This is a genomic window from Sphingopyxis sp. NJF-3 (assembly GCF_053514865.1).
Map to the genome: position 1 here is coordinate 2,972,126 of NZ_CM130726.1, position 13,867 is coordinate 2,985,992.

The 13,867-nt window shown below is 66.7% G+C and carries 12 protein-coding genes; 5 read left to right on the plus strand and 7 right to left on the minus strand.

Going from position 1 to position 13,867, the window contains the following annotated elements; all coding sequences use genetic code 11:
• Nucleotides 1-157: 157 nt before the first annotated feature.
• The 3 genes from ACOTSS_RS14480 to ACOTSS_RS14490 form a co-directional block, all read right to left on the minus strand.
• Complete coding sequence (locus tag ACOTSS_RS14480) at nt 158-1,045, minus strand: IS1 family transposase (RefSeq protein ID WP_448688818.1); 888 nt, start codon at nt 1,043-1,045, stop codon at nt 158-160.
• Nucleotides 1,046-1,083: 38 nt separating this feature from the next.
• Nucleotides 1,084-1,635 (minus strand): hypothetical protein, encoded by a 552-nt coding sequence (locus tag ACOTSS_RS14485; protein ID WP_448688819.1) that lies wholly within the window; start codon nt 1,633-1,635, stop codon nt 1,084-1,086.
• Nucleotides 1,636-1,706: 71 nt separating this feature from the next.
• Nucleotides 1,707-2,105 (minus strand): hypothetical protein, encoded by a 399-nt coding sequence (locus tag ACOTSS_RS14490; protein WP_448688820.1) that lies wholly within the window; start codon nt 2,103-2,105, stop codon nt 1,707-1,709.
• Nucleotides 2,106-2,689: 584 nt separating this feature from the next.
• Between ACOTSS_RS14490 and ACOTSS_RS14495 the strand changes: the two genes are divergently transcribed.
• The 5 genes from ACOTSS_RS14495 (at nt 2,690) to ACOTSS_RS14515 (ending at nt 8,043) form a co-directional block, all read left to right on the plus strand.
• A complete protein-coding gene (locus ACOTSS_RS14495; RefSeq protein WP_448688821.1) occupies nt 2,690-4,327 on the plus strand; it encodes a putative bifunctional diguanylate cyclase/phosphodiesterase in 1,638 nt (545 codons plus the stop codon).
• Between the two features lie 89 nt (nt 4,328-4,416).
• Nucleotides 4,417-5,223, plus strand: coding sequence for a diaminopimelate epimerase (gene dapF, locus ACOTSS_RS14500; protein ID WP_448688822.1), 807 nt, complete (start codon nt 4,417-4,419; stop codon nt 5,221-5,223).
• On the plus strand, nt 5,220-6,452 hold the full coding sequence (locus ACOTSS_RS14505; protein WP_448688823.1) for a MiaB/RimO family radical SAM methylthiotransferase: 1,233 nt from the start codon (nt 5,220-5,222) through the stop codon (nt 6,450-6,452). The genes dapF and ACOTSS_RS14505 overlap by 4 nt, the downstream gene beginning before the upstream one ends.
• Complete coding sequence (gene ftsY, locus ACOTSS_RS14510) at nt 6,449-7,375, plus strand: signal recognition particle-docking protein FtsY (protein WP_448688824.1); 927 nt, start codon at nt 6,449-6,451, stop codon at nt 7,373-7,375. Before ACOTSS_RS14505 ends, ftsY begins: the two co-directional genes overlap by 4 nt.
• A complete protein-coding gene (locus ACOTSS_RS14515) occupies nt 7,372-8,043 on the plus strand; it encodes an inner membrane-spanning protein YciB (protein ID WP_448688825.1) in 672 nt (223 codons plus the stop codon). Before ftsY ends, ACOTSS_RS14515 begins: the two co-directional genes overlap by 4 nt.
• 20 nt (nt 8,044-8,063) lie before the next feature.
• Here ACOTSS_RS14515 and ACOTSS_RS14520 read toward each other — a convergent pair whose 3' ends face one another.
• The 4 genes from ACOTSS_RS14520 to ACOTSS_RS14535 all read right to left on the minus strand — a co-directional run bounded on the left by ACOTSS_RS14520 (nt 8,064) and on the right by ACOTSS_RS14535 (nt 13,605).
• Nucleotides 8,064-8,621 (minus strand): gamma carbonic anhydrase family protein, encoded by a 558-nt coding sequence (locus tag ACOTSS_RS14520; RefSeq protein WP_448688826.1) that lies wholly within the window; start codon nt 8,619-8,621, stop codon nt 8,064-8,066.
• Nucleotides 8,618-10,867, minus strand: a complete 2,250-nt coding sequence (locus ACOTSS_RS14525) for a spermidine synthase (RefSeq protein ID WP_448688827.1) — start codon at nt 10,865-10,867, stop codon at nt 8,618-8,620. The genes ACOTSS_RS14520 and ACOTSS_RS14525 overlap by 4 nt, the downstream gene beginning before the upstream one ends.
• Nucleotides 10,868-10,880: 13 nt before the next feature.
• The gene (gene hemB / locus ACOTSS_RS14530; protein ID WP_448688828.1) at nt 10,881-11,879 is read right to left on the minus strand and encodes a porphobilinogen synthase; all 999 of its coding nucleotides are present in this window, start codon (nt 11,877-11,879) and stop codon (nt 10,881-10,883) included.
• Nucleotides 11,880-12,063: 184 nt separating this feature from the next.
• Nucleotides 12,064-13,605, minus strand: a complete 1,542-nt coding sequence (locus tag ACOTSS_RS14535; protein WP_448691359.1) for a M23 family metallopeptidase — start codon at nt 13,603-13,605, stop codon at nt 12,064-12,066.
• Nucleotides 13,606-13,867: the final 262 nt, after the last annotated feature.

Consider the following 13,867-nt stretch of genomic DNA (forward strand, 5'->3'; position numbering starts at 1 on the left):
AGACGCCGGTGAGCGAAACCTCGCCAACCAGCGGCTATCCGTGGACAGACTTTCCCGTCGCGGATGTCGATATGCCCGCCCGCAAGATGCGGCCGAACGGGGCGCCCTTACGGGAAAGCGGGGAAGAAGGCAAGTCCACCCCGAGCCGGGTAGTGTCTCAGTTTGAATTTGCCTCGCCCCGTTTCTTGTAAGGGCCGCGCTTCGCGGGTGCCGGTGCCAGCTCGTCGACCTTGGCAATCACATCATCCAGCGACCAAAGGCGGTCGGTGATGCCAGCGGCCATCGCGGGCGACATGCGCAGCGTCTTATGGATGCGGGTGAAATTGTAGAACACGAAATAGAGCGCCAGCGCGTGGATATGGTTGTCGATTTTCTTTGAGAAGGCGTTGGTCAGGTGGGTGAACCGACGCATCGACATGCGCATGGTCAGATTCTGGCGCTCGACATAGCTGGTCGAGACATGGGCAATGTCGGGATTGCCTTCGCGGCGGACCTTCTTTGCCCCGATGCACTCGGCGGGGCTGTAGCGGCCCGGTGCGGTGATCGTCGGGCCGTAGAGCTTCACGAGCTGGGCATAATCGACGTCGCCGCCGAACGTGCCTTCGACGGCTTCCAGATAGGCGCGGTGGCCATCGGTGGTGAGCTGGACGCGATTGGCGAGGCGCGATTGCAAATCGTCCATAAGCACCATCGCGCTTTCGCCCGAGCGGTCGCCAACATAGTAGGACACGATAAGCTTGGTATCGGCGTCAATCGCGGTCCAAGTCCAGACGTCGCCCGCGCCTTCCGGCGCGGCTTTCGCAGCCGCGACGTTCTTTTGCTTGGCATGGCAGAAAGACCAAATCTCGTCGCATTGGATGCGCGAGGCCTTCACGTCGCGCACCGCTTCGTCGTGGATGGTCAGGCAAGCCTCGCCAGCTTCAACGAGCAGCTTCGAGACGGTGTTGATCGACACGTCGGCAACGCGGCTGATCGACCGCATCGACGAACCTTCGCAGAGCATTGCGAGGATTTGGATGCGTTTGGCGAGGGGCAGCTTGTTCATGCCCCAATTCATACTGAACTTTTTTGCCTATGCAAGCATTATCGCATAAGACTTTTGAACATTATGAACAGGGATTCTACGCTAAGATTTCCGTTGTTTCTCAGATACGTGCAGACGGTATGGACATATTCAAAATCGATTGCAGTTGGTTCTGCTAGAACGAACTGACGGCAGCTATCGAATGCGAGAGAGAACGCCGTAAATTCATTATGATACTCGTGATAAAAATGCCCGAACGATAGGCAGTCTTCGGCGTCGCCATAGGACACCCCAAGAGGCTGAGACAGCGTATCAACGTCTTCCAGTTGAGGGTCGAACGTAACGCTCACGATTGGCTCGCTCAGGTAGAGCGCGTGTAGCAATGCTCCTGCCCGTTTATAATGATCGGGATCGCCCGATTGCAGAAACATCGAGAAGCGTTTCACACCTTGCGTATATTCATTGTGAGCGAATTTCAGACGAGCATCATCGACCTCGACCTGGCATTGCAGAACCGGGTTTAACTCGTTCGGAACTGACCTAAAATGCGCCCCAACCTTTTCGACAAAATAAGTCTCGTCTTCCAATGCGCGAAAAATGTTCTCTATCATTTTTTTCTACCGAACAAAAAGAAAAGCCCCCCGTCCTTGCGGACGGGGGGCCAAACTCTGCTACGAAACAGTTATTTCGTAAAGGTGTTTTTGACGACAGTCAAAACGGTGTTTTCGAACTCACGAACCGGGTCGCGGAGGCTGTTGTTCGGATACATACGCACAGCCTCACGACCACTGGTCGCGGTAGTCTCCTTTTGCGCGGTATGTGTCATGTCATTTTCCATTTCATCTTTATGCCAACGTGCCCTTGCAGCTCCGCTGGCAATTTCCCTTCTCTTGGCCTGAGAAAGAGCTTTCGCCCTTCCTATGCCACCAGCGGATCGGCCAGCCCCGCTGGTTGTCTCGTCAACCAAATCGCCCGTGGCAATCCGGCCAACCATAATTGCGTTACCAATCACGTCGGCTGGTCGCTTTTGTCCTTGCGGACCCCTAGGCATGATAAACTCCATCCACTGTAAGCGTTTCATTCACGTTAAGAGATCGCGATTGAACGCGGCCTGAACCTCGCGGAACGCCTTCCGCAAACTCTAGGCGATTGACAATGAAAGTGCAACGTATTACGGCCCTCGCGTCTCGGGCCGTAATACGGAGGCGGAGTGCTCCGCTCGCCTGATTCGCGCTCTCAGCGTCAAATCCCTTGGACCTTGATATGGGAACCCTCCCGGCTAGTTCAAGGTTCCATCCGGTGGCGCGGTGCGGAGCTTCCGGCATATCTCCGGCTAAATTCAAACTGAGACACTACCCCGAGCCGGGTAGTGGGTCAGTTTGAATTTCCGCTTGGATAAAGAGCGGGCTTTTTCTTCCTTCGTCACCCTGAACTTGTTTCAGCATCCATGGCCAGGTCTCTCCTGCCCCGCCGCGCACTATTCGAGGACAGGCCATGGACCCTGAAACAAGTTCAGGGTGACGCGATAAGAGAGGTGCGCGAACCATCCACAGGTGGAAATTCAAACTGGCCCACTACCCCGAGCCGCAAAGACGGCGCCCTTCCTCACTTAACGCAAATTTCACCGCTTCGGGTGCAAGGAGGCCCGACTGTGGGGACATGTCTATGACCGTTGGGACGGCCGTGCCGAAAGAATGGGATCGCAGCGAGGGGGCGAGGCGCGACATCGTCGCGGGCGGCATCGTCGTGGCTGCCATCCTGCTGTTCGTCGGCACCGGCAGCAATGTGATGCAGTCGGTGGTGCGCGCGCTCGGCGGCGTCGGCGGCGGCACCGACCAGGTGCTCGCGGCGACGCTGATCCTCAATATCGCGCTGATCCTGTTCGGCTGGCGCCGTTACGACGACCTCAACCGCGAGATTCGCGAGCGCACGCTCGCCGAGAAGCGGGCGCGCTACCTCGCCGACACCGACCCCTTGACCGGCTATCTCAACCGCCGCGCGCTGCTCGCCGCCGGTCCGTCGCTGATCGCCGCGGCTGCCGCTGAAAAACGCCATGTCGCGCTGCTGCTGCTCGACCTCGACCATTTCAAGACCGTCAACGACATCCACGGCCATGTCGCGGGCGACCGCGTGCTGCAGGTCGCCGCGGAGCGGATCACCGCGATCCTGCCGCCGAGCGCGACCAAGGCGCGGCTGGGCGGCGACGAATTCGTCGCGATGCTCGTCTTCGAACCCGCGGCGCGGCCCGATATCGACGCGCTCGCCGCGGCGCTGGTCCTCGCGCTCGAAGAGCCGGTCGCCTATGAAGGCCAGCAGATCCGCATCGGCAGCTCGCTGGGCATCGCGCTCGCAGCCGGCAGCGACGCGGCGATGGAAACGCTGGTGCGCCAGGCCGACATCGCCATGTATCACTGCAAGGAAAAGGGCCGGAACCGCCATATCTGGTTCGAACCCGGCATGGAAATGGCGGTGCAGGTCCGCAATCAGATCGAAACCGGCATCCGCGCTGGCATGCCGCGCGGCGAATTCGTTCCGCATTTCGAGCCGCAGGTCGACATCGCCAGCGGCCGGCTGATGGGATTCGAGATGCTGATGCGCTGGGATTCGCCCGAGCATGGCATGATTCCGCCCGAACGCTTCATTCCGGTCGCCGAGGACAGCGGGCTCATCGGCGAGCTGTCGCTGCGCGTCATCCGCGACGCGATGGAGGTCGCCAAGGGCTGGGACCCGTCGATCGCGCTGGCGGTCAACATCTCGCCGCAGCAATTGAAGGATCCGTGGTTCAGCCAGAAGCTGACCAAGCTGCTCGTCGAAACGGGCTTCCCCGCGAGCCAGCTCGAGGTCGAGATCACCGAAAGCTCGCTGTTCGAGAATCTGCCGCTCGTCCGCTCGATCGTCACCAGCCTCAAGAATCAGGGGGTTTCGCTCGCGCTCGACGATTTCGGCACCGGCTACAGCTCGCTGTCGCACCTGCGCGCGCTGCCGTTCGACCGGATCAAGATCGACAAGAGCTTCGTCGCCGCGATGCGCGGCAGCGCCGACGCGCAGGCGATCGTCGTCGCGATCGTCCGGCTGGGCGAGAGCCTGGGCATGCCGATCACCGCCGAAGGCGTCGAGGATGCCGCGACCGCGGCCGAACTGACGCGGCTCGGCTGCGCCAAGGGCCAGGGCTGGCACTATGGCCGCGCGATGTCGGCCGGCGACACCGCCGCGATGCTCGCCGAGCGCGGACTGCTGCGGACGCCGGTGGTGCCAATGGAAGCTGACCCAGCGCACGATACACCGCTGCGCAAGACAGCCTAAGCCCTCCCCTCCCTTCGCGGTCGCATAGACCGACGCGCCCGCGCCTGCCTCGCTAGACTTCCCGCCTGCGCGCCCTTACATGCGCGAACATGGCGGATCGCTTCACCAAGATGCACGGCCTCGGCAACGACTTCGTCGTGATCGACGCGCGCGAGGGCGCGGTCGAGATGACGGCGGCGCGCGCGCATGCGATCGCCGACCGGCGCCACGGCATCGGCTGCGACCAGCTGATCCTGCTCGAACCCTCCGAGAATGCCGATGTGAGGATGCGTATCTTCAACGCCGACGGCGGCGAGGTCGAGGCGTGCGGCAATGCGACGCGCTGCGTCGCGACGCTGATCGGCCAGCCCGCGGTGATCGAGACGCTGGGCGGCATGTTGCGCGTCACGCCGGCCGACGGCGGCGCCGAGGTGACGCTGGGCGAACCCGCCTTCGAATGGGAGCAGATCCCGCTCGCGATGCCGATGGACACGCGCGACATGCCGGTCGCGTGGGACGAACTCGAACATGGCGCGGCGGTCAATGTCGGCAATCCGCACATCATCTTCTTCGTGCCCGAGGCCGACGCGGTCGCGCTCGCCGACCTCGGGCCGCGGATCGAGACCGACCCGCTGTTTCCCGAGCGCGTCAACGTCAATGTCGCGAGCCTCGATGGCGAGAACCAGTTGCAGCTCCGCGTGTGGGAGCGCGGGGTCGGGCTGACGCAGGCGTGCGGCACCGGCGCCTGCGCGACCGCCGTGGCGGCAATCCGCGCCGGGCTGGTCCAGTCGCCGGTCACCATCTCGCTGCCCGGGGGCGACCTCGTCATCCGCTGGGCCGAAGGCGAGCCGATCGTGATGAGCGGCGCGGCGACGCGCGTGTTCGAGGGCGAAACCGACTGGGCGCGCTTCGGATGAGCGCTGCCGCGGGCGTCGAGGTCGTCAATTTCGGGTGCCGGCTCAACATCGCCGAGGGCGAGGCCGTGCGCGCGGCGGCGCTGCGCGCGGGCGCGGCCGATACGATCGTCTTCAACAGCTGCGCGGTGACCGATGAAGCGGTGCGGCAGGCGCGACAGGCGGTGCGCCGCGCGCTGCGCGAGCGGCCGGGCGCGGACGTCGTGGTGACCGGATGCGCGGCGGAACTGGAGGCGCAGCGCTTTGCCGACATGGGCGCGCGGGTGGTGTCGAATGATGCCAAGGGTGCGACGGAAAGCTACGAAGCATCTCTCCCTGAACCGTTCGCCCCGAGCCCGTCGAAGGGTGCCTACACCCCCGCCCTTTCCGGCGCCGACCACGCCCGCGCCTTCCTCGGCGTCCAGACCGGCTGTTCGCATGATTGCACCTTCTGCGCCACGGTGCTTGCGCGCGGCGCCGCGCGCTCGGCCACCGTCGACGCCGTGCTCGCCGCCGCGCGCATCGCGCTGGACCGCGGGCAGCGCGAGATCGTGCTGACCGGGGTCGATCTCGCCAGCTATGGCGACGACAGCGGCACCAGTCTCGCCGCGCTGGTCGAGGCGCTGCTGGCGCTGCCCGTCGAGCGCCTCCGCCTCTCGTCGCTCGACCCCGACCGGGTCGACGACCCGCTGTTCGCGCTGTTGACGGAGGAAGCGCGGGTGATGCCGCACGTCCATCTGTCGCTGCAGGCGGGCGACGACATGGTGCTGACGCGGATGAAGCGCCGCCACCGCCGCGCCGACGCGGTGCGGCTCGCCGAACGGCTGAAGGCCGCGCGGCCCGCCATCGCGATCGGCGCCGACCTGATCGCCGGATTTCCGACCGAGGATGACAAGATGTTCGCCAACAGCCTGGCCCTGATCGACGATGCCGACATCGTCTTCGGCCATATCTTTCCCTATAGCCCGCGCGCCGGCACCCCCGCCGCGCGGATGCCGCAGGTCGGGCGCAGCGTGGCGCGCGAGCGCGCGGCGACCCTGCGCGCGGCCAATGCGCGGCGGCGCCATGCGTGGCTCGACGCGCAGGCGGGCGGCACAGCGGCGATGCTGGTCGAGCGCGACGGGCTGACCGGACATGGCGAGACTTTCGCCGCGCTGGCGCTGACCGCTCCCGCCGCGCCCGGGAGCATCGTGCCGGTGCGCCTCGCCGCGCGCGACGGCGACCGGATGATCGCCGAAAGGATCGCGGCATGAGCGGCGCGAGCTGGAGCGAGCGGCTGTTCGGCGGCCTCAAGCGCACGTCGGAGCGGCTGGGCGAGAATCTCGCCGGGCTGACCGGCAAGGCGCGGCTCGACGACGACGATCTCGACCGGATCGAGGATGCGCTGATCACCGCCGACCTCGGCCCCGGCATGGCGGGGCGCATCCGCGAGCGGCTCGCCGCGCGGCGCGACGCGGTCGCGGGCGGCACCGAGGAGCTGCGCAAGATCGTCGCCGACGAGATCGCGGCGGTGCTGCGCCCCGTCGCCGAACCGCTGGAAGTCGACGCTTTTCCGCGCCCGCAGGTCATATTGGTGATCGGCGTCAACGGATCGGGCAAGACGACCACGATCGCCAAGCTCGCGCACCTGTTCCAGGAACAGGATTATGGCGTGATGCTCGTCGCGGGCGACACCTTCCGCGCCGCCGCGATCGGGCAATTGAAGGTCTGGGCCGAGCGGCTCGGCGTGCCGATCATGGCGGGGCCCGAGGGCGGCGACGCGGCGGGCATCGTCTTCGACGCGGTCAAGCAGGCGACCGCGACCGGCATCGACGTGCTGATCGTCGACACGGCCGGCCGCCTTCAGAACAAGCGCGAACTGATGGACGAGCTCGCCAAGATCAAGCGCGTGCTCGGCCGCCTCAACCCCGCCGCGCCGCACGACGTCGTGCTCGTCCTCGACGCGACGACGGGACAGAACGCGCTGTCGCAGATCGACGTGTTCCGCGAGGTCGCGGGGGTCACCGGCCTCGTCATGACCAAGCTCGACGGCACCGCGCGCGGCGGCGTCCTCGTCGCCGCGGCCGAGCGGCACGGCCTGCCGATCCACGCGATCGGAATCGGCGAGACGATCGACGACCTTCGCCCCTTCGACGCCGACGAGATCGCGGGCATCATTGCAGGAAATATCCGATGAGCGAGCCGCTCGACCAGCTTCCCTCCGGCCCCGAAGCCATCCCGGCGCCGCCGCCCGCCAGGCATGGCTGGCTCAATTTCGCGATCGATTTCGGGCCGCTGCTCGTCTTCTTCTTGACCTATAAATTCACCTCGGGCGGCACCGGCGCCTTCGCGGCGACGGCGGGCGCGATCAAGGGCACGCTCGCCTTCATGGTCGCGATCGTCATCGCGATGGCGGTGTCGAAATGGAAGCTCGGCAAGATCTCGCCGATGCTGTGGATGTCGGGCATCCTCGTTCTCGGCTTCGGCGCGCTGACCGTCTGGTTCCACGACGAACGCTTCATCGTGATGAAGCCGACGATCATCTATGCCGCCTTCGCGGTCCTTCTGCTCGGCGGCTGGGCGCTCAAAAAGCCGATGCTCAAATATCTGCTGCAATCGGCGCTCGACGGGCTGACCGAGACGGGCTGGCTGGCGCTGTCGCGCAACTGGGGCCTGTTCTTCGCGGCGCTCGGGGTTGCCAATCATGCGATGTACGAGCTGATCCAGGCGGGGCGGATGAGCTTCGACCTCTGGCTCACGATCAAGGTCTGGGGCGTGACCGCCCTTTCCTTCCTCTTCACGCTGACCCAGCTACCGGTGATGATGAAGAACGGGCTGGCGGTCGCGGAGGAAGCCGAAGGCTGAGCCCGACCAAATTCTCCCGTCTAATCCCCCTCCACCGCCGCCTTGTGCATCCGTCCGTTCAGCACATAATGCGCGACCCCCACCTGCATTCCCGCCGCCTGCGCGTCGTCGATCTCGCGTACGCGGCGCGCCGGGGCGCCGGCCCATAGCTCGCGCGAGGGGATTTCCTTATGCTCGGTCAGCAGCGCGCCCGCCGCGAGCATCGCGTCGCTGCCCACGCGGCAGCCGTTCATCACCGTCGCCTTGAGGCCGACGAACGCCCGGTCGGCGAGGGTGCAACCGTGCACCATCGCGAGGTGGCCGATCAGCACATCCTCGCCGATGATCGTCGGATAGCCTTCGGGCCGGTGCGGCATCGGGCCGTCGCAATGGACGATGCTGCCGTCCTGGATGTTGCTGCGCGCGCCGACGCGGATGTGGCTGACGTCGGCGCGCAGAACGCAATTGTACCAGATGCTGACGTCGGGCCCGATCTCGACGTCGCCGATGATGCGGCAGCCGGGCGCGATGAAGGCACTGGGGTCGATTCGCGGCGTCTTGCCATTCACGCTGATGATAGAGATGTCGCTGCGCATCATTCGCGGCCTCCGATGATGTGGTTCCAAAGCAGGACCGGCAGCGTCGAGGCATAATCGTCGGTCCAGCGGTCGAAATGCGGCCGCGCCTTCAGCGGCACCCATACGCCATCCTCCTGCGCCTTGTCGCGCGGCCGGAGGGGGCCCGTCAATTGCGCAAGGCGCCCCGGCGTCGCGGTCAGCGCGACCCAGTTCGATCCGGTGAGCGCGCTATACTCATCCTCCTGCCCCGACGGGTCCATGCGGATCGCCGCCGACCAGCCGCGTGCCTCCGCCTCGGCCGCGAGCACGGGTTCGAGGTCGAAGAAGCGGTTCGAGATATGGATCAGCAATATGCCGTCGGGTTTCAGCGCGCGGGCATAGATGCCGATTGCTTCCCTCGTCAGCAGATGGAGCGGGATCGCGTCCGAGGAAAAGGCATCGATGACGAGAATATCGAGCCGCGCCGGCGGTTGCTTGGCGATCTCGAGCCGCGCGTCGCCCAGCACGATCGGCGTATTCCCCGCGCAATGCGACAGAAAGCTGAACTTGGCCGGATCGCGCGCGATATCGACCATCGCCGGGTCGATTTCGAAGATCGTCCAATGCTGTCCGGGCCGCCGATAACAGGACAATGTTCCGGCCCCCAGCCCGACGATTCCGATCGCCGCGTCGGGCCCGGCGAGCACCGCCGCTTTGTCGAGCGTCAGCCCGACCCCCGACTGGTGGCCATAATAGGTCGTCGGGTCATATTCATGTCCCGCGTCGGTGCGCTGAAGTCCGTGCAACGTCGTGCCGTGTGCGAGCCGCCTTTGCTCGCGGTATGGATCGTCGGTGACGGTATAGACGCCGAAATAGCTGCGCACACGCATGCCGGTAAAGCTTTCCTGCACCGTGTCCCAGCCGCCGACGCCAAGCATGAGCAGCGCGAGCACGGGCACATAGGCCCAGCGCCAGCCGATCACCGCCAGCCCGATCGCGAGCAGTCCCGCCCCCCATGCCAGGGTGGCGCCCTCGAGCCGCCCGGTCCAGCCGCTCGCCATGTGCCAGCAGGCGAAGGCCGCGACCGCGACCAGCCCGGCCACGACGAAGCGCGCGGTCTTCGGCGCGAGCCCGATCCACTTGTCCCACGGGAACAGGACGGGCAGCGGCAGCAGCATCGCCGCCGCGAGGATCAGCAGCGGATGCTCATAGACCCAATCGAAAAGCAGCGGGGCGATCAGTGCCGCGAACAGCCCGCCGAGCACTCCTCCCGCCGACATGACAAGGTAGAAAAGCGTCAGATGCTGCGGCGCCGGGCGCAAATGATAGAGATAGCCGTGAAGCGCCGTCGCAACGACGAACAGCATCGCGAGGCTGGCGAGTGCGACCATCATAGACCCGCCGCCCGAGCTCAGCAGCGCGAGCCCGCCGACCGCCAGCAGCACCGCCGGCGCGATCGCCGTCACCACCTGCGTCGCCCGATCGGCGGTCGAAAAGGCGATGACGAAGCTCAGCAGATAAAGCCCCAGCGGCAACACCCAGAGCAGCGGCATCGCGACGATGTCGGTGGTGAGGTGCGTCGTCGTCGACAGCATCAGCCCCGAGGGCACCGCGGCGATGACCAGCCAGTGAAGCTGGCGGCGCAGCGCCGGGCGCGGCTCGCCCGCATCGGCGGCGGCATCGGGAAGCGCCACCGAGCCGCGCCAGCGCGCCACGGCGCTCGCCGCGACGAGCAGCACCAGCACCGCATAGCCCGCGGTCCAGCCCCAGCTTTGCACCGCAAGCGGCAGGTTCGGCTCGACGAGCGCGGGATAGCTGATCAGCCCCGCGAAGCTGCCGAGGTTCGACGCGGCATAGAGGATATAGGGATCGCCCGCTCGCACGTCGGCGGCGAACCAGCGCTGCATCAGCGGCGCCTGCGCCGCGACGACGAAAAACACCGGGCCGATCGAAGCGGTGAGGAGCAAGGGCACCCACAGCGCCTCCTGCCCCGGCGCGGGCGGCGGCAGCTGCGCGATGCCGATCGGCAGCCAGATCGCCGCGAGGACGAGCAGCGCGAGATGGATTCCCGCCTGCCGGCGTATCGCGAACCGTCCGAGCCAATGCGCATAGGCGTAGCCGCCGAGCAGCAGCGCCTGATAGACCAGCATCGCGCTGTTCCACACCGCCGGCGCGCCGCCGAGCCGCGGCAGCACCATCCGCGCGACCATCGGCTGGACGAGGAAGAGCAGAAAGCTGCCGACGAGGATCGTCAGCACGAACAGCCAGCGGCGCGGCGAAGCGGTCATGCGCCCTCGTCGATCAACTGGAGAGCAGCCGCGCCGCGTGGAGCGCGTGATAGCTGAGCACCCCCGACGCGCCCGCGCGGCGGAAGGCGAGCAGGGTTTCGAGGACGAGCGCGTCGCGCTCCCCCGCGCCGGCGGCCACCGCGGCCTCGATCATCGCATATTCGCCCGACACCTGATAGGCGTAGACGGGGACCGCGAAATGATCCTTCACCAGCCGGACGATGTCGAGATAGGGCAGGCCCGGCTTGACCATCACGCTGTCGGCGCCCTCGGCCAAATCCTGCGCCACCTCGCGCAGTGCCTCCTCGGCATTGGCGGGGTCCATCTGATAGGTCTTCTTGTCGCCCTTCAAAAGCCCGCGCGAGCCCACCGCGTCGCGGAACGGGCCATAGAAGGCCGAGGCATATTTGGCGGCGTAGCTCATGATCTGGACATGGCCGAAGCCCTCGGCCTCAAGCGCGGCGCGGATCGCGCCGACGCGGCCGTCCATCATGTCGCTGGGCGCGATGATGTCGGCGCCCGCGCGTGCCTGGTTGAGCGCCTGGCCGACGAGCACCTCGACCGTCGGGTCGTTGACCACATAGCCCGCTTCGTCGAGCAGCCCGTCCTGCCCATGGCTGGTATAGGGGTCGAGCGCGACGTCGGTGAGCACGCCGATGGCGTCGCCAAGCGCCTCCTTGATCGCGGCGGTCGCACGGCACATCAGATTGTCGGGGTTGAGCGCCTCGGCGCCGTCCTCGCTGCGGCGGTCGGCTTCGGTATAGGGAAAGAGCGCGAGGCAGGGGATGCCCGCCGCGACCGCATCCTTCGCGCGTTCGACGAGCAGGTCGACCGACCAGCGCGACACGCCGGGCAGGCTCGCGACCGGCTCCTCGGTCCCCTCACCCGCGCACACGAACAGCGGCCAGATGAGGTTCGCGGGCGAAAGCTGCGTTTCGCGCACCATCGCGCGGCTCCAGCCGGTGCGGCGGGTACGACGGAGGCGAAGGTCGGGGAAAGCGGCGTGAGTCATGGCGCGTGCATAGCCGCGCTTTGACGGCGGGCAAATGGTTCTTCTAAAGCCCCTCCCCTTCAGGGGAGGGGTTGGGGTGGGGTCTATCGGCCGTGCGCAAGGCGGATAGCCCCCACCCGCTGCGACTAAGCCAGCAAGCTGGCAAGTCTCGCTGCCCTCCCCTGAAGGGGAGGGCGTAGCCCCGTCAAATCCCGTCCCCCGCCCGCTTCGACGCAACATCGGCAAGGCTGCCGAGCTTCGGTCCCTCAATCTGCTTCGGGGCGATCGGCGCCAGCGCGGCGCCGGGCGCGACTGCGGTGAGCTGGCGGATGCGGGCGCGGAAATCGGCGAGTTCCTTGCCCTCGAGCTGCGCCTTGGTGACGAAGCTCACCGACGCCGGGTTCACCGCATGGCCGTTGCGATAGAGCTCATAGTGGAGATGCGGGCCGGTCGACAGGCCGGTGGTGCCGATATAGCCGATCACCTGGCCGCGGCGGACATGCTGGCCCGCGCGCACCGCGATGCGGCTCATATGGCCATAGCCGGTGCCGAGGCCGCCGCCGTGGTTGAGCTTCACATAATTGCCGAAACCGCCGGTGCGGCCCGCGACGGTGACCACGCCGTCGCTGACGGCATAGATGGGCGCGCCGTAGCCGCCGCCGAAATCGATGCCGCTGTGCATGCGGCGGTAGCCGAGGATCGGGTGGCGGCGCATGCCGAAGGTCGAGGTGACGCGGCCGTTGGTCGGGCGCACCATGCCGCCGCGCTGCTGCCCGACGCCCGACGCCTCGAACCATTGCGCGCGGCCGTCCTTGGTCCATTCGAGCATCGACAGCTTCGGCTTGCCGCCGCGGATCAGCCCGGCATAGAGCAGCTTGCCGGTCTCGCTCTCGCCCGTCTCGGCGCGGCGGTGCTCGACGATGATGTCATATTCGTCGGAGGCGCGGATCGCCGAAACCGGCATCTGTCGGCTGATCACCCGCAGATAGGACTGGATCGCCTCGGGCGGCGCCCCGGCGGCGCGCGCCGCGCGATAGAGGCTGTCGCCGACCCGGCCGCGGATGCGCAGCGGCGTCGCGTCGACCGCGATCGGGATGCGGCGCATCACCAGGCGATCGCCCGCCCGTTCCATCTCGATCCGAAGGTCGAAGCGCGCGCGCATCGCAAGCGCCTCGACCGGACGCGGCATGGTGCGCGCCGCGCGGCGGCCGAGGATGAGGTCGATGCGCGTGCCCGGCGCGATATCGGCGAGCGGGACGGCGGCCGCGACCTGGCTCGCGAGCGCCTGCGCCTCGGTGCTGCCGACGCCCGAGCGTTCGAGGAGGCGCGCGAAGCTGTCGCCGCTGCCCAGCGTGGCGGTGAGTTCGATCTGCGGCCGTTCGGGGGTCTGGGCCAGCGGGCGCACCGCGTCGGTCGCCGCCATGTGGCGGCCGGTGTCGGCACCGAGCGCGAGCGGCACGATCATCTGCGCGCGCGCTTCGTTGAAATCGGCGGTGTCGAGCGCGGGCGCGCCGCCGACGCCGAGCGGCTCGACGCCGGGGAAGGTCGCGATCGCCGCGCCGCACAGCAGTGTCAGCGTCGCAAGGCCGCGCCACCATTCGCCCGAACCGATATCGGCGCCAAGATCGGGAACGAGGTCGAGCTGGGCGAGGCGTTCGCGCCATGTCAGCAGCGGCTCGGCGCCGGCGTGTCCCCGTTGCAGAGGAATGGCCTGCGACATCGCCAACGCGGCCGCATTGCCGGTCATCCCCGCGATGGGTTCGTGGCGCTGGTACAAGATGCAACCCCCGCTCGGCGCGCCCATTTTGCGATCGCGCCGATGTGTCTCCGTGCCGTTTTGTGTAAACAAAGGCCGTTAAAGTCAATTTAACGCCCCGCTCGCCGATTCGCGTTGCGACGGGCCGTGGCCGGGGCGGGGTAACCCGTACCCCCGTCATCCCGGCGAAGGCCGGGATCTCGCCGGTGCGTTGCGATGCGAGGTCGAGATCCCGGCCTTCGCCGGGATGACG

Coding starts and splice junctions, on each gene's coding strand:
- ACOTSS_RS14495 (WP_448688821.1), top strand. CDS start 2,690: ATGACCGTTGGGACGGCCGTGCCGAAAGAATGGGATCGCAGCGAGGGG.
- ACOTSS_RS14490 (WP_448688820.1), bottom strand. CDS start 2,105: ATGAAACGCTTACAGTGGATGGAGTTTATCATGCCTAGGGGTCCGCAA.
- ftsY (WP_448688824.1), top strand. CDS start 6,449: ATGAGCGGCGCGAGCTGGAGCGAGCGGCTGTTCGGCGGCCTCAAGCGC.
- ACOTSS_RS14525 (WP_448688827.1), bottom strand. CDS start 10,867: ATGACCGCTTCGCCGCGCCGCTGGCTGTTCGTGCTGACGATCCTCGTC.
- ACOTSS_RS14505 (WP_448688823.1), top strand. CDS start 5,220: ATGAGCGCTGCCGCGGGCGTCGAGGTCGTCAATTTCGGGTGCCGGCTC.
- hemB (WP_448688828.1), bottom strand. CDS start 11,879: ATGACTCACGCCGCTTTCCCCGACCTTCGCCTCCGTCGTACCCGCCGC.
- ACOTSS_RS14485 (WP_448688819.1), bottom strand. CDS start 1,635: ATGATAGAGAACATTTTTCGCGCATTGGAAGACGAGACTTATTTTGTC.
- ACOTSS_RS14480 (WP_448688818.1), bottom strand. CDS start 1,045: ATGAACAAGCTGCCCCTCGCCAAACGCATCCAAATCCTCGCAATGCTC.
- ACOTSS_RS14515 (WP_448688825.1), top strand. CDS start 7,372: ATGAGCGAGCCGCTCGACCAGCTTCCCTCCGGCCCCGAAGCCATCCCG.
- dapF (WP_448688822.1), top strand. CDS start 4,417: ATGGCGGATCGCTTCACCAAGATGCACGGCCTCGGCAACGACTTCGTC.
- ACOTSS_RS14520 (WP_448688826.1), bottom strand. CDS start 8,621: ATGATGCGCAGCGACATCTCTATCATCAGCGTGAATGGCAAGACGCCG.
- ACOTSS_RS14535 (WP_448691359.1), bottom strand. CDS start 13,605: ATGACCGGCAATGCGGCCGCGTTGGCGATGTCGCAGGCCATTCCTCTG.